This window comes from Bacteroides graminisolvens, from assembly GCF_963666085.1.
In the GTDB taxonomy this organism is placed as follows: Bacteria; Bacteroidota; Bacteroidia; order Bacteroidales; family Bacteroidaceae; genus Bacteroides; species Bacteroides graminisolvens.
In genome coordinates this window covers 2,242,053-2,260,408 of the sequence record NZ_OY762556.1, presented here as the reverse complement: position 1 = coordinate 2,260,408, position 18,356 = coordinate 2,242,053, and the positions used below count along the sequence as shown (strand labels likewise).

16 protein-coding genes and 1 pseudogene are annotated in these 18,356 nt (G+C 34.6%); all 17 read right to left on the bottom strand.

Features of this window, described 5'->3' with window-relative positions:
* Nucleotides 1–2 precede the first annotated feature (2 nt).
* The 17 genes and pseudogenes from ACKPCE_RS09345 to ACKPCE_RS09265 all read right to left on the bottom strand — a co-directional run bounded on the left by ACKPCE_RS09345 (nt 3) and on the right by ACKPCE_RS09265 (nt 18,242).
* Entirely contained in the window at nt 3–1,454 is a 1,452-nt protein-coding gene (locus tag ACKPCE_RS09345) for a lipopolysaccharide biosynthesis protein (RefSeq protein ID WP_319504969.1), read from the bottom strand.
* Between the two features lie 236 nt (nt 1,455–1,690).
* Nucleotides 1,691–2,701 carry a pseudaminic acid synthase gene (gene pseI / locus ACKPCE_RS09340; protein WP_319504968.1) on the bottom strand — a complete coding sequence of 337 codons (1,011 nt, stop codon included), beginning with the start codon at nt 2,699–2,701 and terminating at the stop codon, nt 1,691–1,693.
* Nucleotides 2,701–4,098 carry a UDP-2,4-diacetamido-2,4,6-trideoxy-beta-L-altropyranose hydrolase gene (gene pseG, locus ACKPCE_RS09335; protein WP_319504967.1) on the bottom strand — a complete coding sequence of 466 codons (1,398 nt, stop codon included), beginning with the start codon at nt 4,096–4,098 and terminating at the stop codon, nt 2,701–2,703. The genes pseI and pseG overlap by 1 nt, the downstream gene beginning before the upstream one ends.
* A 5-nt stretch (nt 4,099–4,103) precedes the next feature.
* The gene (locus tag ACKPCE_RS09330; protein WP_319504966.1) at nt 4,104–5,411 is read right to left on the bottom strand and encodes an aminotransferase class III-fold pyridoxal phosphate-dependent enzyme; all 1,308 of its coding nucleotides are present in this window, start codon (nt 5,409–5,411) and stop codon (nt 4,104–4,106) included.
* 11 nt (nt 5,412–5,422) lie between these two features.
* Nucleotides 5,423–6,202 (bottom strand): cytidylyltransferase domain-containing protein, encoded by a 780-nt coding sequence (locus ACKPCE_RS09325; RefSeq protein ID WP_319504965.1) that lies wholly within the window; start codon nt 6,200–6,202, stop codon nt 5,423–5,425.
* Nucleotides 6,203–6,204: 2 nt separating this feature from the next.
* Nucleotides 6,205–7,038, bottom strand: a complete 834-nt coding sequence (locus ACKPCE_RS09320) for an aldo/keto reductase (RefSeq protein ID WP_319504964.1) — start codon at nt 7,036–7,038, stop codon at nt 6,205–6,207.
* A 28-nt stretch (nt 7,039–7,066) separates the two neighbouring features.
* Nucleotides 7,067–8,263 (bottom strand): UDP-4-amino-4,6-dideoxy-N-acetyl-beta-L-altrosamine transaminase, encoded by a 1,197-nt coding sequence (pseC, locus tag ACKPCE_RS09315; RefSeq protein WP_319504963.1) that lies wholly within the window; start codon nt 8,261–8,263, stop codon nt 7,067–7,069.
* 22 nt (nt 8,264–8,285) lie between these two features.
* Nucleotides 8,286–9,410 (bottom strand): non-hydrolyzing UDP-N-acetylglucosamine 2-epimerase, encoded by a 1,125-nt coding sequence (gene wecB / locus ACKPCE_RS09310; RefSeq protein WP_319504962.1) that lies wholly within the window; start codon nt 9,408–9,410, stop codon nt 8,286–8,288.
* 3 nt (nt 9,411–9,413) lie between these two features.
* Nucleotides 9,414–10,268, bottom strand: coding sequence for a sugar nucleotide-binding protein (locus tag ACKPCE_RS09305; protein WP_319504961.1), 855 nt, complete (start codon nt 10,266–10,268; stop codon nt 9,414–9,416).
* Nucleotides 10,269–10,271: 3 nt separating this feature from the next.
* Nucleotides 10,272–11,294, bottom strand: a complete 1,023-nt coding sequence (locus tag ACKPCE_RS09300; protein WP_319504960.1) for a polysaccharide biosynthesis protein — start codon at nt 11,292–11,294, stop codon at nt 10,272–10,274.
* Nucleotides 11,295–11,345: 51 nt separating this feature from the next.
* Complete coding sequence (locus tag ACKPCE_RS09295) at nt 11,346–11,852, bottom strand: acyltransferase (protein WP_319504959.1); 507 nt, start codon at nt 11,850–11,852, stop codon at nt 11,346–11,348.
* Nucleotides 11,845–13,164, bottom strand: coding sequence for a hypothetical protein (locus tag ACKPCE_RS09290; protein ID WP_319504958.1), 1,320 nt, complete (start codon nt 13,162–13,164; stop codon nt 11,845–11,847). Before ACKPCE_RS09290 ends, ACKPCE_RS09295 begins: the two co-directional genes overlap by 8 nt.
* A complete protein-coding gene (locus ACKPCE_RS09285; protein ID WP_319504957.1) occupies nt 13,145–14,287 on the bottom strand; it encodes a glycosyltransferase in 1,143 nt (380 codons plus the stop codon). The genes ACKPCE_RS09290 and ACKPCE_RS09285 overlap by 20 nt, the downstream gene beginning before the upstream one ends.
* Nucleotides 14,284–15,507 carry an O-antigen ligase family protein gene (locus ACKPCE_RS09280; RefSeq protein WP_319504956.1) on the bottom strand — a complete coding sequence of 408 codons (1,224 nt, stop codon included), beginning with the start codon at nt 15,505–15,507 and terminating at the stop codon, nt 14,284–14,286. Before ACKPCE_RS09280 ends, ACKPCE_RS09285 begins: the two co-directional genes overlap by 4 nt.
* Complete coding sequence (locus ACKPCE_RS09275; protein ID WP_319504955.1) at nt 15,504–16,787, bottom strand: glycosyltransferase family protein; 1,284 nt, start codon at nt 16,785–16,787, stop codon at nt 15,504–15,506. Before ACKPCE_RS09275 ends, ACKPCE_RS09280 begins: the two co-directional genes overlap by 4 nt.
* Nucleotides 16,788–17,051: 264 nt before the next feature.
* Nucleotides 17,052–17,120, bottom strand: a pseudogene (locus tag ACKPCE_RS09270) (polysaccharide biosynthesis protein); the annotation flags it as partial.
* A gap of 78 nt (nt 17,121–17,198) precedes the next feature.
* A complete protein-coding gene (locus tag ACKPCE_RS09265) occupies nt 17,199–18,242 on the bottom strand; it encodes a hypothetical protein (protein WP_319504954.1) in 1,044 nt (347 codons plus the stop codon).
* Nucleotides 18,243–18,356: the final 114 nt, after the last annotated feature.

Here is an 18,356-nt window from a genome sequence, read left to right as displayed (position 1 = left end):
TATTATTTAAAGTCTACAGTATTCGGCCTTTGTATAATTGTTTTCCCCATTGAGATTACAGACTTTATATCCTTAGTGTTCAAAAATACAAATACTAAAACCGGTATCCATATTAATGATTCTATCTTCATAATGCATATAAGCAATGCACATAAATAAGGAACCATCATTCTGAAAGGAAAAAAGGTTTTTAATGTAACCACCAATTTATTTACCCCCAACTCTCTATAGCCGAAATATGTTACTGCAATAGCGTAAAATAAATAAGTAACTAGAGTCGCTAATATTACATAGTCAAAAGTGACACCAAAGAGTTTGATCAGGCAAAGAGCTAATAAAATATTTAAGACTAAAGCTCCAGCAGACAGAAATGCAGATATAACCTCTTTATTCCTTGATATGAGAAGCGTTGAATAACCGGCACTACAAGTATTCATAAGTACACTAAGCGCGATCAAATTTAGAGATATTAAACCATCAGAATACTTCGGTAACAGTAATAATAATAGTGGAAAAAATAAAAGTGCTATATAAATCAAAAAATGAGAAGATGTAATATATGCAATCCTATATGATTCCAGCATAGCAAATACCTCTTTATTGTCTGGTGATGATAGTCTATGAACGACCTTAGGAAATATAATAAAGTTTAGCGACTCAACTAACAACATGACAGCCTGAGCCATCGTAAAAGAAAATGTAAATATTCCAAATTCTTCTACCGAATAATTCGCACTAACAAGAGATCTTACAGATATTACAATAAAATAAAAGCAAGAATTAAATAAAAAGAGGCTCAAACCTTTAGTAAATATCTCTTTTTGACAAGTAAGGCTTATTTTAAATGTTCCTTTGCAAGGATAATCTCTTGTAAAAAAAGCAATAATTAATATTGTCAAGTATCCAAAAAAATAGCCAAAAGTAAGACCATAGACCAAGTTTTCACCAGCAAACAGTAAAACAGCAGCGAAATTTAAAACCACAATAAGGGATTGACACAATGCCACTAATCCCAATTTATTCTTTACGCGAAATAAAAAAGTTAAAAATTGTTGAAAATATTGCAAGACAGCAATTACGCATACTAACAAAAAATACTTATCACATTCATACTTTTCAAACCATGTTCCACCACTACAGAGGTATACTATATAAATTAAAATGACAGCAACAGCAAGGTATCCATTAAGCGTTAGCGAATTTGCAATATAACAGTTTTTTTTATACTCATTATCCTTATTATGTATGTACAAAATATTAAAAGATGTAGATATACCAAAATGTATTTGTCCAAAGTAATTAAGCAATAAAAGAACAAATCCCCAAACGCCTAGATAGTATGGACCAAGTTTATCAGCTATCAAAAGAGAAGTTACAAACTGAACTAAATAGGTTATGTATCTCGAAGATAAATAAAAAACAACCTTGTTTCTAAAAAGATTTACTAAATTCATTTTAGTTTCAATATATAAGAATTAAAAGCTTTATTCCAATACAATCCAAAAAGAACACACAAACTCCAAGTTAGTAGTATTGCAATAATGCTCCATACAATTGTCTTAAAATCAAATAAGCGAACAAACACAAAAGAATAAATCAACATTTATACAAGAAATATTTCATATGATTCTTTTTCATTTTTTCTATTATAAAATCACGTCAAATCAATATAAATCCACATTTAACGCCTTTATAATATATAATCTAATGAAAAACGGGTGCCCAAAGCTAAGTTACATACTACCTTCTTCCCTAATATATCGTTCAAGTATTTAGGATGTAACCCAAATCCAGGGCGAACAGAACGAACATTCTTCTCAGTGATGATATCTCCTGCTTTCATGTCTTCAGCAACATACAAAGAACGAGAAAAATGACGTCCTTTAATTGAGGATGGGTCTGTTGGATACACAACATTGCCTATTGCCTTTTCTACATTGCGGATAGAAACCACCATTTCTTTGAACTCTTCTGTTGTCATCGAAAATGCAGCATCAGGCCCCCCGATAGATCTATCCATGATAAAATGTTTTTCAACCATTACTGCTCCTAGTGCAACTGCAGCTAAAGCGACATCAGAACCCATAGTATGATCCGACAATCCAACCTTTACACCAAAGCGCTCCTTCATGTCATTCATAGTTCTAAGGTTAACACTCTCAAGAGGCGCTGGATAGGCAGAAACACAACGAAGAAGAGCAACATCATAATTTCCTACCTCATGACATGTTTTAATTGCTAATTCGATATCTTCTAGTGTTGCAATACCAGTAGAAATAACCATCGGCTTACCCTTACTAGCTGCATACCGAATTAAGTTTACATCTGTTATTTCAAAGGAGGCAATCTTATAGATAGGATTATCTAATGATTCGAGTAAATCAACAGCTGAGTTATCAAATGGAGAAGAAAAGCAAACAATATCCATTTTTTTTGCTTCTTCAAAAATCGCTTCATGCCATTCCCAGGGTGTATACGCTTCTTTATAGAGATCATAAAGACTCATATTGTCCCATAAAGTACCGCCACTTACAACAAAATCATTATTCCGACTATTCAAGGTAATTGTATCTGCAGTATAAGTCTGAATCTTAATTGCATCTACACCTGCTACTTTTGCAGCTCTAATAGAAGCTAATGCCGTATCCAAACTGTGTCCATGATTTGCCGATAATTCAGCAATAATAAAAGTCTTTGCCATTATATTTTTCTTTTTAAAAAGAAGTAATTATCGTCCTCCTTATAAACTATATATCCTAACTTTAAATGAAATCTATATGAGCGAATATTATTTTTTAGAACTTCTGCCAAAAGGACTTTAACTCCTCGTTTAATAATTTCTCCATCTAAAAAGAGTTCCATCATTGTTGCCACATTTTGGCCTTGATATTCTGGATTTACGAATAGTCCTCTTTCTGCAGACTCTCCATCTTTAATATCAACGAAATCATAAGATCCTACAAAAATCTCCTCATCAAAAAAAGAATAGTATAATTTAGAAGAATCCTCTGAAAGGCCACTTAAAAATTTTGAATGCATATCAAAAGAAAATGGAGCTTGATTAGTCATCCATTGTCTAATTTGTTGCAAGTTTCGACATTTCCATGTCTTAAAACTTTGACTAGAAGTCATAGTCGGATAGTCAACGACTTTTAAAGATAGTGCGTTGAAAATGCTTATGTATCTTGTACCCACATCAGAAAAAGAAGGCTTCTCTTCGTCGTCCTTAAAATCAAAATCAATGAACGGGTTTTCCTCCAATAAATTACCTAAAGGAGATATTAATTTTTGGGAAGAAAGATTATTATAAAACTCAATTTGGTTATCAACATAGTATCCAGCAAAAACCCTACAGCCACATGAAAGAGCTTCATAGCAAACAGTGCTAGCAGAACATATAACATTTTCTACCGAAAGAAATAAATCTGCAACTTGCTGTGCAGACTGCTTGCTATAAATAGAAACACCTTCTATTGCCTCTACCTCTTTAAGATGAGAGTATGCATCCCCTAATAAAAGTGATATTTGGCAAGAAGGTAAATGATCCTTTAAATATTTAACGTAAGTAAATGTTAAATTATAAGGATCTGAGCCTCCAAATGAAATCACCCATTGATTACTGTCTTTAGGGGAACTAACAGTTTTAAGAAAAGGTGTCCTAAGCAGAGCCCATTTTACACCAAGGAAAAATTTAGTTGTATCCTCTGCATCGTAACAACTATAACTGCTTATACAATGGTTAATGATTACATCTGCATAAAAATGCCGGTCATGAATATCGTCAATACAAACAAGTTTACATCCTTTTTCTTTGATATTCTTTTGATATTCAGATGTGTAAAAGTAATTATCAAGAACAACTATTTCATCACCAGAAATAAAAGAAAGAAAGTCATCAAACTTCGTTTCTGAGTCAAGGACGACGAAGGGACATACTTTTTCCATCTCCGCAATCTGATACGGAGTAGGTATTTGTGTAAAAAAAGCACAATCAAATTCATCCTTTAGCATATCTGCTAGGGCAAGGGTACGAACAAAATGTCCGTACCCAATAGTTGCACTAGCATCTGCTCTGAAATAGATTTTACGCTTGTTCATTAGTCTTAGTTAAGACGTTTAAAACCAGCCTGACAAACAGGCCCTTCGAGAGCCTTTATTACATCCTTTCCATCTTCGAAATCTCGGATATCAGCAAAAATTGGATCAAGAGCCTCAAAGTACCCATCAAGAATCTCCTGTGTATGTGCTAAACATGTGTACATCAATGTTCCAGCAAGGTAACCTTTCTTAAGCATTTCCTGAGTAATGTACGTCTTATAAGCAAGTGCATTTGGCGAATCAAATGTATAACCAGCAAGTGCAGGAATACCCCACTGATTAATCTTCAAATCATATTTGTCAGCAAGAGCTTGCCAACGAGCCTTATTCTGAAGTCCCTTCTCTGTAATATACTCCCAAGACTTTGTCTTTTCCATTACGTCAAGTGCAGCGAGAGCCGCTGCAGGGCCAATACGATCCGTCCAAAAAGTAGAACTAATCCAAGATCCCTGCGCTGATTCCATGATTTCCTTTTTACCTAGTACAGCTGCAATAACATACCCATTCCCCATGGTCTTACTGTAAATAGTCATATCTGGATATACACCATACTTCATATGAAGTCCACCAAATGTTTCACGAAAACCACTTGTACACTCATCAAAAATGAGTACAATGCCTCTTTCTGAACAGAGGGCACGTACCTTTTCGAGAAAGTTATTCTCTGGACCAAAGTTTCGACAAACTTCCATCTTAACAGCTGCAAGATCGGGATTTGCATTTACGATGCCAAGGAGTTCCTCGTAATCATTATAATGGAATGGAATAGATGTTCCTCGAAGGCCTTTAGGTACACCACTAGTAGGAATTCCAGGAAGCAAGTGCCCTGAAAGTGCATCACTATCCCCAAGATTCACCGAAACATACCAATCGTGCCATCCATGGTAACCACATATAGCAATTTTATCCTTACCTGTATAAGCACGTGCAATACGCACACACATTGAGTTGGCTTCACCACCGCCACGAGTATATCGTACACCACCTGCCCATGGATTCATATTAAGTAGACGTTCTGCGAGATAAACCTCTTCAGGGCAGTTAAAAGTAGTAAGGTTACCATCATGAACCACTTTTATTACAGCCTCATCAACCTCTTCACGAGCATAACCAAGAGTATTGGTACCAACGCCCATCAAGCCACAATCAATGTACTCACGACCATCGAGATCCCATACATGACAGCCCTTTGATTTGCTGTAATACACTGGCCAATTCTCTGGCAGTAATTGCTCTGGACGTTTTGACAGCAAACTTGTACCACCAGGAATCATTGTTTTAGCTTTCTTATAAAGCTCTTGTCCTTTTCCCATGTTAATAATATTTACTTATTGATTACTGAATCATTAGCTATAGACTTTACATAGCCTTCATTATTCCCAAACTTACTATTGATATCGTAGACTTCCTTGTGTTCTAGAAGAAAGTCAATATAAACTTTCCAATCCTTCTCAATCCCAAGATTGTCTATCAAAATCTTCAAAACCTGAAAATCTTCTGGCTCATCAATTGTGATACGATAATCATCCGCATTGAAGTTGCCTGCAGGATTTGGATAGTTATAGGTCTTATACAAAGTGCCTCCATTAATAGTTCCATTCTTCCAAATATAAGGAGTAACATGTTCTCTCTCTGATTTCAAATTGGCCTCATTGTATGCTTTTTCAATTGCAGAGAATTTCATTACCTCTACATCAAGCCCATCAGGAAAGCTTTTCGCATCTGTACGAACATAATCATATTCAGGATGCTCAATAGCAAAAGTAACAACTACATCAATTACATTCGGATCTATGAGAGGGCAGTCAGATGTTAATCGAATAACATAATCAGGTTTCTCAGGAAAAGCTGTTCCATAGAATCTAGTTAGAACGTCATTTACAGAACCCTTAAAATATTCAACGCCAACTTTGTCAGCAACCTCAATAATATATTTGGAGCCCTCTTCATCAGTAGTTGCAATTTTAAGTTTATTAATTGTTTTAGACTGAAGAATCCTACGCAAATGAATCTCAAGAAGAGTCTTACCATTCACCTCCTTTAGAATTTTTGCAGGAAGACGTGTTGATCCATATCTAGCCTGTGTTATTGCTAAAATTTTCATATTTATTTCCAATTTACGGGTTTAAGTAACTCTTGTTCGTTTACTTTAATATCAAGATTGATGGCAATATCTGAAATTGAATTGAAATTCTGATTAAGTTGTTCGTTGTTATCTACACCAATCAACACACCATCTATAAATGAATTTTGAAGATTATAATTCAAAGCCACATCGCCAACAGTAATACTATTTGCAGAGGCAAAATTATCAAGCTGAATCAGATATTTCATGAGAGGCTGTAGCTTTTCCGGCAGTAAGTTACGATTCTTAAAAAAAAGTCCTTGAAGAAAAGTACTACGAACATGAATCTCGACTCCCCTTTCTTTCAATTGTTTGAAGTATGGTTCAAATTGTCGATCAAAAAGATTATAAGGTATCTGAATCAAATCGAAAGGAATACCATCATTTAAAATCAGATCAAGCTCTGTTGGTTCATACAAAGAAAAACCGATACGCTCTGTCTTACCAGATTCTTTCAATGCGATAAATTCATTCCAAACAGCCTTGTTTTCCTTGTAAACTTCAAAATGATGTAAAAGGTATCCATAAAGATAGTTGGTACGCAAGACCTTTAATGAATAATCAAAAGTCTCAGCAACAGACTTATCACACTTAGGATACTTAGAAACGATCTTGAAATTATCAGAGGCATTAACATATCCTAGAACTTCCTCTGCATTACCATAAGCAGAAGAGGTATCAAGTATCTGTATTCCTCTTCCCTTTGCAGAAGAAAGTATATCTGAGACCTGTTTTGTTGAAGGACGTCCAGCAGAATTAATTCCGTACTGACAGCCAAACTGAACAGTACCTAGTATTAATTTACATTGATCCATAATAAACTAAACATCAATTGAATTAATTTTATTTCTTATAATATTCAACTACTTTTTTAACTGCATGAATCACATCTTCAACATCTGCATTTGTAAGCATAGGATAAAGAGGTATACTCATGATACCTTTATAAACCTCCTCTGCATTTGGACATATCCCCCGTTTGTATCCCAAATGTTTATAATAAGGGAACCAATATACAGGAACATAGTGAATCTGACATTGAATATTTTCTAGACTCATTGCATCAAAAAAATCTCTTCTTGTGCATGTAAGTTTATCTAAATTAAGACGTATTATGTATAGATGACGACATGTATCAGACTCTGGTATTTCCTTTTGGATTATAATTTCAGGAATATCTTTAAAAGCTTTGTTATACATAGATACTATTTCCTTTCTTCGAGAAGCGAAATAATCTAGTTTATTAAGTTGACTTGTAATCAAAGCTGCCTGAAAATCAGTCATACGATAGTTATATCCTAGACTTATTTGTTCGTAATACCAAATACCTTCATGAGGGGCTTCTTCCATCATTTTTTCTTCATGGGTAATACCATGCGTATGAGCCAATACTATCCTTTTATAGAGCTCTAAGTTATTGGTTGTTAAAGCCCCTCCTTCTCCACCAGTAATAGTCTTAACAGGATGGAAACTAAAGCAGGTAATATCCGCAAGACTACCTACTTTTTTACCATTATAACTTGTAGCGATGGAATGAGCTGCATCCTCAATAAAAACCAGATTATGTTTGTTACATATATCTCTAATCTCTTTTACCTTAACTGCCTGTCCTGTAAAATCTACAGCTACTATAGCTTTTGTTGCAGGTGTGATAAGTTTTTCAATGCTTGCAGGATCTATGTTATAAGTCTCTGGATCAATATCAGCAAATATAGGTTTTGCACCACAATAAAGCACACAGTTTGCACTTGCAGCGAAAGTGATTGGTGCAGTAATCACTTCGTCTCCAGGCCCTACACCCGCAGCAATGCAGGCACAATGTAATGCCGCTGTTCCATTGCTAACAGCAACTGCATATTTTGCACCTACATAATTTGCCAATTTGTTCTCGAATTCTTCTACCTTGGGACCACATGTTATATAATTGCTCCTTAGAGTTTCAGAAACCACTAAAATGTCGTCCTCATCAATCCATTGTCGACCATAGAATATCTTATTATTTCTAACAGGCGTACCGCCATTTATTGCTAAGTTTTCCATTATATTAATTTAATTTAGTTTTTTACTTTCTCCATACCATCTTATTGATGATGCCAGTATAGCTTTGAATTAATTTAACGACTTTAGTAGAAACATTACCATCCACATAAGCAGGTACGTCACAAGAATCATCACCATTAGCGTGCATCTCTACAGCCATATTCACTGCTTGAAGCACTTGATCTGATGTGATGGAACCAATTGTGAATACAGCCTTATCCATGGCTTCTGGACGTTCGGTTGATGTACGTACAGAAACTGCAGGGAAGTGAAAGAATGCACCTTCTTCAGGGACTGTACCTGAATCAGAAACCACACAGAAAGCGTTCTGCTGGAGTTTGTTATAGTCCAAGAAACCAAGTGGCTTGTGCTGGATAACTCGTTCATCGAACTTGAAGCCTTTCTTCTCAATCATCATCTGTGAACGTGGGTGGCAACTGTAGAGTATTGGCATATCGTAAGTACTTGCCAATTCATTGACAGCGTTCATGAGGGACAAAAAATTAACTTCAATGTCAATATTCTCCTCACGATGTGCTGACAGAAGGATGTACTTACCTTTCTGCAAGCCTAGTTCTTCAAGAATTTTACTAGCCTCAATCTGAGGCAGAACTCCCTTCAGTACTTCTGCCATAGGTGAACCTACAACATAAGTATATTCTGGTCTTACACCACTCTGAAGGATGTATCTGCGAGCATGCTCCGAATAACACATATTCACGTCAGAAGTAACGTCTATGATACGACGGATTACCTCTTCTGGTAAATTCTCATCTTTGCAACGATTTCCGGCTTCCATATGGAAGATTGGTATCTTAAGACGTTTTGCAGCGATGATAGAAAGACAAGAATTTGTATCACCAAGTACAATCACGGCATCAGGTTTAGTTTCAACCATAAGATTATAAGCCTTTGAAATGACATTACCCATAGTTTCACCAACATTATTGCCTACTACACCCAAGTAATAGTCAGGCTCTCGAAGTTCTAAATCCTTAAAAAACACTTCATTGAGTGTATAGTCGTAGTTCTGACCAGTATGTACAAGAATTTGATCAAAATATTTGTCGGCCTTCTTAATGATAGCTGACATCTTAATAATCTCTGGGCGGGTGCCCACAATTGTCATAAGTTTCAGTTTATTCATTGCTTACAAATTATAATGTGGATACATCCCTTTATGTTTCATGATCCAATCAGCTAACTCAGCAACCATAGTTTCATAATCTGGGATGAGATAAGAAAATTCAAAACGAGTTCTTTTAAGGGATTTATCTGCTACTACACCATCAACAGGATGTATTGTAAGTGCATTGTTGCGTAAATACTTGTTAAACAATGAACAAAGGTCATGTTTACTAATAGAGTAATTCGGAACTGTATTATACAAACCGTGAGCACGCTCAACTGCAGCAACCTCCATTGTTTTAGCTAATTGAAGTGTTGTTTGCCCTGTCCACATTGTTTTAGTATATCCATTAATCTCACCACTCTGATGCATAAACCAATTAAAGAGTCCAATGCCAGCAGGGTTAATATCTGGGCCTACTATTGAATTTCTAAGTGTTAGGTTCTTTTCATCATTAATCTCTCCGAGAGCTTTAGAACGGTCATAGAAAGATTCTCCATCCTGAAAGTCATCTTCTGTATAAGAGCCTCTCTTACCAGAAAACACACAATCAGTTGACATATGTATAACTTGTGTGTTAGTACCAGTTGTTCTTTCTACAAGAAAATGAGGTAAATAGGAATTCAAATATGCAGCTAATGCATGATTCTTCTCGGCAAATTGATTTAGTATTCCAATACAGTTTATTATGGAATCAAATTTACCTTCAGCAATTATTTGCTTTATTGTATTTGTATCAAAAGCATTGCCTTCAATTGACGGTATAAATTGACTCTTCTGCCTATCAAAGCCCAAGACCTCATGCCCTTTTTCGTGCAGGTACAATGATATGATATGACCAGCCATTCCATTACAACCTAATACTAAAAATTTCATAAACTATTTAGCTATATTTTCAACTCCGTTTAATTCATTTTGAATATACTCCAATTCCAAAAGTTTAGATTTAACCTGATCAAGGTTGAGTCTATCCGTATTATCTGAATTGAATTCCGTAAGTATATTACGTTGTTTATTGCCCTCTGTGAAATATTTATCATAATTCAGAGAACGATTGTCTGCAGGTACGCGATAAAAATCACCCATATCCACGGTTTTAGCGCACTCTTCATTAGTTAAGAGAGTTTCATAAAGTTTCTCACCATGACGAATACCAATAACCTTGATTTCCTCCTTCTTACCACCAAAAAGTTCACAAACTGCTTCTGCCTGAGTCTGAATAGTACACGCAGGAGCCTTCTGTACTAGAATATCGCCATTTTGACCATGCTCAAAAGCAAAGAGAACAAGATTCACAGCCTCTTCAAGAGACATGATGAAGCGCGTCATTTTAGGTTCAGTAAGTGTGATAGGATTACCATTACGAATTTGATCAATCCACAAAGGAATTACAGAACCACGTGAGCACATAACATTGCCATAACGAGTGCAACAGATTTTAGTATCCAGTGAATTCCGTGACTTTGCAACAGCAATCTTCTCCTCTAGGGCTTTGGAAATACCCATGGCATTAATTGGATACGCTGCCTTATCTGTTGAGAGACAAATGACACACTTGACATGAGCGTCAATAGCAGCATCAAGCACGTTATCAGTACCGACCACGTTGGTTTGTACTGCTTCCATTGGAAAGAATTCGCACGATGGAACTTGCTTAAGAGCAGCCGCATGGAAGATGTAGTCAACTCCACGCACAGCACTCTTGAGAGTAGATTTATTACGAACATCACCAATGTAGAACTTGATTTTGTTGGCTACTTTGGGCATTCTAGTTTGATACTCGTGACGCATATCGTCTTGCTTCTTCTCATCACGTGAGAAGATGCGGATCTCTGCTATATCAGTTTTGAGGAAACGATTTAACACAGCATTACCAAAACTACCAGTGCCTCCTGTAATCATGAGGACTTTGCCTTTGAAAATAGAATCTTTCATAATTCTAAAAATATAGTATTATATAAACTTGCATTTTTTTTTACATTCACAATAATGCTCAATGTTACGCATCTTAAATACTTTGGCTGGGTTACCACCAGCAATACTCATTGCAGGTATTTCACCCACAACAACTGAACCGGCTTGAATAATACAGCCTTCGCGTAATATTGCACCTCCAAGTATTAGAACATTATCTCCAATCCATACTTGATCTTCAATGGTGACGGTCTTGTTTATCATATTTTCATCATATGGAATCTTACTGCCATGATAATTATGGTTGCTAGTTAATATGGAACAATTTATTCCTGAGTGAAAATTATTGCCAATAACACAGGTTCCGGTACCTCTTATTGACATTCCATTGAAATTTACATTGTCTCCCAATTTTACGACACCAAATACTACTGACTTTCCATTAACATGTAAGTTGCTTCCACACACTGCACATTTACGTTTCACTCTATACCTGAAATAAAGAGCTTTAAAGAACTGAACAAAAGTGAATAATTGACTAAGCATGATATATTTGAGTTATTTTTTTTGCAGCATCATTATAACACGTTCTGATATTCTCCACGTCACCTAATAGCAAAATTCTATTGCCATCATTAATATCGCTATTACTAAGAAGATATAAATCCTCCAACTCCTCAATATTTTCAAAACTATCATTGTCCATTAGACGACTATAATCCAATTGTATGTCATTATCACTATATCTATACACAATATGTCTATTAACAATAAGGTCAATATATGCCGTAGAAGCAAAACATATTGAAAAATCAACTTTTAGAGCATATTCTTCCATAGTATCCCTTGATATTAATACTTTTTCGAAATTCTGAACCATGCTTAAATAATCTGTAGTATCATACGGATGCGGTTTTAACACTAATTCCAAATTATGATTACGTGCTAAACTTACTGCAAGGATTATCATTTTTTGGTTCGTTTTTTCCGTAAATACTCCCGTATCAAGTATTACTCCAAACCGTTTCTTAACATTTGAATTATCTCTTATCTTACCGCAAACCCTCTTTGGATAACCGACAACATCAACTTCGTCATCACTCAATCCACTATATATGGCATTTTCTTTGGCATATTCACCCCATGCCCAGAATTTATCACTTACAAATCCAGTGAATGGAATTGCCAAATATTTTTCTTTTTCACTCAAACGCGAAAAATGTCCATGTTGCAAAGTAGCCGTGGGAATATTTAATTTACGTACAAATTGAGATAGTATATTTTCATATTCCCTTGCGTCAAATATTGTAGCAAGAATTTTGATTTTTGAAAGTATTTCTTTATTAGACTCCAAGTTATTTTTCCATCTAAAAGCCAATGATAATTTAGATAATAGCAATTCAGAAATCAAAGGATTCTGCTCTACAGTGCATATTTGTTTCTTCCATTTACGAAGCAATTTCAAATTAACAAATGCCTCTTTGTCTATTTTTAGGTGTTTACTAATTTGTTGTCCAGATAGTAAAATAGAATTTTCAATCATATCACCCACATTCTGCATAATATCTACATAATCAAGTCTCCTGCCATGCTCATGTGAATAAAACAAAACTATACGATCTTTTAAATTGTTAGAAAAAAAATAGTTATAATCCTCAATAAAACACCTCGCCATGTTCTTTAACCTAAGTCGTGTTATACTATATTCGCTTGCATTTTTTTGAATTATTTCATCATAGGTTACCACAAAAAAACTTCCAATTTTGTAGCCTTCGAAACCATAAAAATCCATTTTATTAAATTGTTCAATTTTCTTTATAGTTTCGTTTATTTTAATATCAAATTCTAGTATTTTCATTAGTAGTCGTATTTATAATGTACTCGTAATATGCTTTTGCTGTTTCAAAAAGCGTCCATTGTTTTGTTTTTTTCTGGCCTTCCAATGCTCTATTGCATCTCAGATTCTCATCATTCAAGTATTGAAGAATGGCGCTTGCTAATTCTTCTGGACTGTCTAGATTATAGTATAAGCCACAGTTTGAAATTTTTTCGTAATTAAAAAGAGTGTTGCTAGCTATTACCGGTTTACATCTAGCCATTCCCTCCTCAATAGAAGTCCCACAGGTATCAGTTTCACTAGTATTAATGTAAATATCACAAGAATCAATAAGACTAGGTACATCTGAAGCCTCTACCCATGGTATAAAATTTATAGAATCAAATAAACCATATTTTTTTATTTTATATAAACACAAATAATAATATGGTTTAGAAATAATGCGACCAACAAAGGTAGCTCTAAACTTTATTCTTTTTTTTCTAAGAATATTTAATGCCTCAATAAGCACTAGTTGATTTTTGTAGGGTATTATAGAACCGATGTTGAGCAGATGAACTATATCATTTTCAAAATCGTTCTTTGTTTCTGGAAGATTTTCATGGAACTTGGAGTTCAAAGCTAATGGTATAACAGTAGAATCAATACCTTTATGTTTTTTTATAGCATCTTCCTTTGAAAATTTTGATGAATAGATAATATGCCTTAATCCCTTCAGATTTGAATTAAAATGCCAAGCATTTATCATAGTGCATAATGCCACTTTAAGGTCAAGTTGCTTAATAATTTTCGAGTAACTAAGGTAAAGTTGATTATGGAGAACAATGTAGGTATTGTATTTTTCTAATCCTTTTTTGCAAGATCCCGAGATAAAAAAAACAGCAGAAGGATTATAATCCTCAATAAAATTTATAAAAGCCGAACTATACCTATTAACCAACAAAGATGATAACTTAGATTCAGCTAACTCTTCTGTTATTTGAATTTTTATTTTGGGATTAATATTTTTGTATGGCTTAATGTATTCTTCACTGCAAAATAGCGTAACTTCTGTATCTCCATCTGGTGCATAACAAAAAATATCACTAAGCAAAAAGTAAAGCCCTCCACTTGAAACGCCGCCACAGATTAATGCTATTTTCATAATGATTTTCTTCTAAGTTTATAATCATTACTATTTCTGAATGTCATCGCTATTATAACAACGGAAGCGCTTATCTCGGGAGCCGTTGTTATTACATTTATAAAACCAAACATAAAAATCCCAAATAAAGAAATAATCAAATATCGTTTTATAGGATGTCTTTTTGCGAAATTTAACAAATGACAGATTTGTTTATACAAAATTGAAACAATAAAAGAAAAACCGAATAATCCAGTCCCACCTAGCCAATCTATAAATTCGGAATGCAATCCTAAAGTACTGAAATTTCCAATTAAATTTCCCCAAATCGGTGAAGACAAAAATGCAAACCAGCTACTATTACGCAATTCATCTCTATACCCCATGTCTCCAGAAGTTGACCCTTCAGTAATATACTCATGAATATTAGCCAAACGCTCAGACATAATATGATTGTCTGAAGACAAGGCATTAGCAGATAAAGTCAAAATAGATTCAAGAATAGTGTCTCCTAAACAATAAATTATAGCTATTACGACTAGTCCCCAAAATCTACCTTTTTTTGATGTTAAACTCAAACTAAAATATAATAATGTCAATGACAAAACTACCGCAGTCATATAATTAGCAAACGCTATTGTTAGTGAAATTCCAATCATAATTATTAGATATTTCAGATTTCGTTTTTCTTTATATCTATAAATAAACATCGGTAGTACTATTACTAAAGCATAAATAAATCCATAACCTCCGATATTTGCCATCTGAAAAATTCGATTTTGCTCAACCTCAAGAGGGGAAGCTAACAAGCGACTGGCCATCGGAAAGATTATATTTCCAATACATGTAGTTATAATTTCAATAATAAGTAGTAATTCTAAAAGATTACGAATAAATCTAATTGTACTTTCAGAACTTACTTCTAGCGGTTTTATATAGAGAAACGGCATCCAGAAAACAAATAACATTAATGATTTATTAACCATAGTTATTGCGCCATTAGTTCGCCATACTCCTTGATAAATCAAGAAATCAATAAGTACAAAACCGATAATATATTTAAATGTGAATGAGACAAGATATTTGTTTTCACTTAATAAATGAAGAATCAGACAGAGCAAGGCTATTCCTATAAAAGCAGCCTTTAACATATCTGGCAATATTCTTGTTATTGGAGCAAAGACGTAGACTAAATAAGAAAATAAAGAAATCCTGAGAAATGTATTAGATTCTTTAATCATGCTGTTTTATTCAAAAAATCAAAAAACAATTGTGATATTTTTTCTTCTATAAAATTTTCTTTTGCATATAAGTAGGCTTTATCTCTAATTTGAGTTCTTTCTTTATCAAAACTTAAAAATTCTTTAAGTTTTAATGTCAATTCGGAAGGGTCACTGCATGTTTTTGCAAAAGGCCCTAAAGCTAAAAAAGACATTGAAGAAATATCATTCGGACCATACGCAAAAATAGGTACGTTCCTTGACATATATTCAAATATCTTTGTTGACATGGACAATCTTGTTGATACTTTGCTCTTATAATCAAATGCTTCAATATGGATAAGTGCATCAGATTCTTCTTGCGCCTTTTTAACTTCGCAAGCAGGAATACATCCCATAAATTGCATACACTTTTGAGACTTAAGTTGTCGCAATACTGACTTCGGCAAATCAGAGGCTGTATATACTTTAATTATAATATTCTTTTGAAAACTTGAAGAAATATTTTCTATTGCCTTTGCTATATCTAACAAACATCGCCATCTATTACTATGTAAATTCCCAATATAAGAAAAGATATAATCACCATCTGAAGATTGCCTTATTTGATTGCTAATATTTGAAATCTCAACACAATTCCCTAACACGATTGAGTCTTTACCAAAAAGTTCTTTATATTCACTTTGCATCAAATGACTGGCTGTAATCATGCCAGTACTCTCGTCTATGATATCTTTCCCAATTTTCTTAATCCAATTTCGTCTTAGTGTATCTATTAGTCCAGTATTCTGTTTATAATAAAAGGAATCATCTGTAAAAAAAGTATACATTTTTGCATTCACTAAAGAATACACGTAATCCGCTATTTCAAAAGCTAGGACGTAATCATTAGGAATAAATAATATAACATCAGGGTTTATATTTTCAACCCATTCCTTAAGCGCATTTGTTTTCCACTTTCTTGTATGCCAAAGAACATCTCTCACCATGCTTATAATTGGATAGCGCTTATTTCCCATTCTATATGCCGAAGCATCCGATACCACATCTTTTGCATTTCGATCTGCATCAACTGTGCGACCACATTTATTTTTATTCAAAGGAGATAAGGCACCCAAAACATCTCTGTCTGAAATCATATATGAATGGTCACACAACATTGTAGACCGTATTTCATTTCGGAAGTAGATAGAATAGATATCTTCTTGTGGCCACTGTTTAAGCAAAGAGATAACCGTTTTGCCAACGTTATTAGAATTATCTATTATATTATGACTTATAATTAATAATTTTCTTTTCATACATTAGTTTTATCTAGAATTTACACTTTCATTGATTGCCTAATCTCATGCTCAGGTACAATCTCCTTCATTTTTGACAATAAGCATATCATCAAAAGTGAATGAAAGTTTATGAACGGACTTGCCTATATCAAATACGAATATTTTGTCACCTTTTTTTTCTAATTCCCACTCTAAAACTAGACGGAAAAAACTCTGAAATTAGCCTAAAATATAAAATACAATCTTTAATTAATTACAGTTAAAGTTCCACTTCTCTTAAATTTAATCCTTAAATGTCGGAATAATACTTCCATTATTATCTAGAACATTTCCAAATTTCGTAGTTATGAATTGCGTGTGAAAGAGTTCTCGTTACTTGGGTCCCGTCCTATAAATTATTATTAAATGCCTAATAATAAAACATAAAGATTAATCCAATTCAAACCGCCTCACCACCTGAATCAGCGAATGCAAAAAAAACGATTTGGGTTGATACTTCTTCTCATACTCCTTCGCTGCATCCCGATAAACCGGATTCTTGGTGGCTATATACATAGCTACCTGAAGGCAGGCCCACGAATCAGTAGCGCGTTTACTGGGAGGATCTTGTGCTATCTCATCCAACTCTTTCTCTACCAGGGCCTGCATCTTCTTGCTACCCTCCTTGTCTTTGAGTAGTTGAGCACAAATAAGCATCATGGCTCTGAAATGGCGGCGACCGGTGGGCGATGAAACAGTGGAGAACCTATATTCCCACACTTTATTTAATATCTTTCTGTCTTCCTCTCTTTGAACATCAGTATATGATGCATCGGTGTGGTGATCAATAACGGTTTTGATGTGGGTTTTCACCCATTCCACAAATTTGTATTCTTGCTTCTTTCTGTCGGGTGAAGAGGTTCTTTCTATATCTTCCTCTTTCAAATCTTTGATGCGAAGCAGCATCGTGCCACCAACTACATCCAAACCAACGGTGAAGCTGGTGCCGTTCTTGGTACGCTTGCGCTCTAGGATGCGAGCCTCCCAACCTTTGAAAGCAGTCGTTTTGAGTATTACTTTCTCGTTTAACTCCAAATCATCTACAGTAGACCAAACCTCACAATCAATGCGGCTATCGGCACATAAGGCCATAAATGCCTGCATTTCTTTGTCTCTGATCGTAATGGGATGCTTGGCGTGATTCAGGTAATACCAGAGTTTGGCCAGAGACCATTTATTTCGCTCCTTCAACAAATCCATTTGTCCTTTGTCTAACTTCACAAATAGAAATTTGCGAAGCGACGAATACTTCTGAAGGATTTCTTTGTCGCTTATATTATAGTTTTTGAATGTGACGTAGGGTACGAAAAACTGAATAGCACTCCCCTCAGTCAAAGCTTCGTTTATTTTTATAAGTTCATCGTGCATCTGTTGAGGTTCCGAAGACGTCATGACAATCCAGGATTCCTCTATCGGGTAACTCTCATCGGGCATATTAAACACAGTATTTAGCGATTAAACATTCCATATATTCCACACGCTGTTTTCAAGTCGTGCGTAAAATGCTCATAATCAATTAGATATAGTTTTCAGTATTCAAATATAACT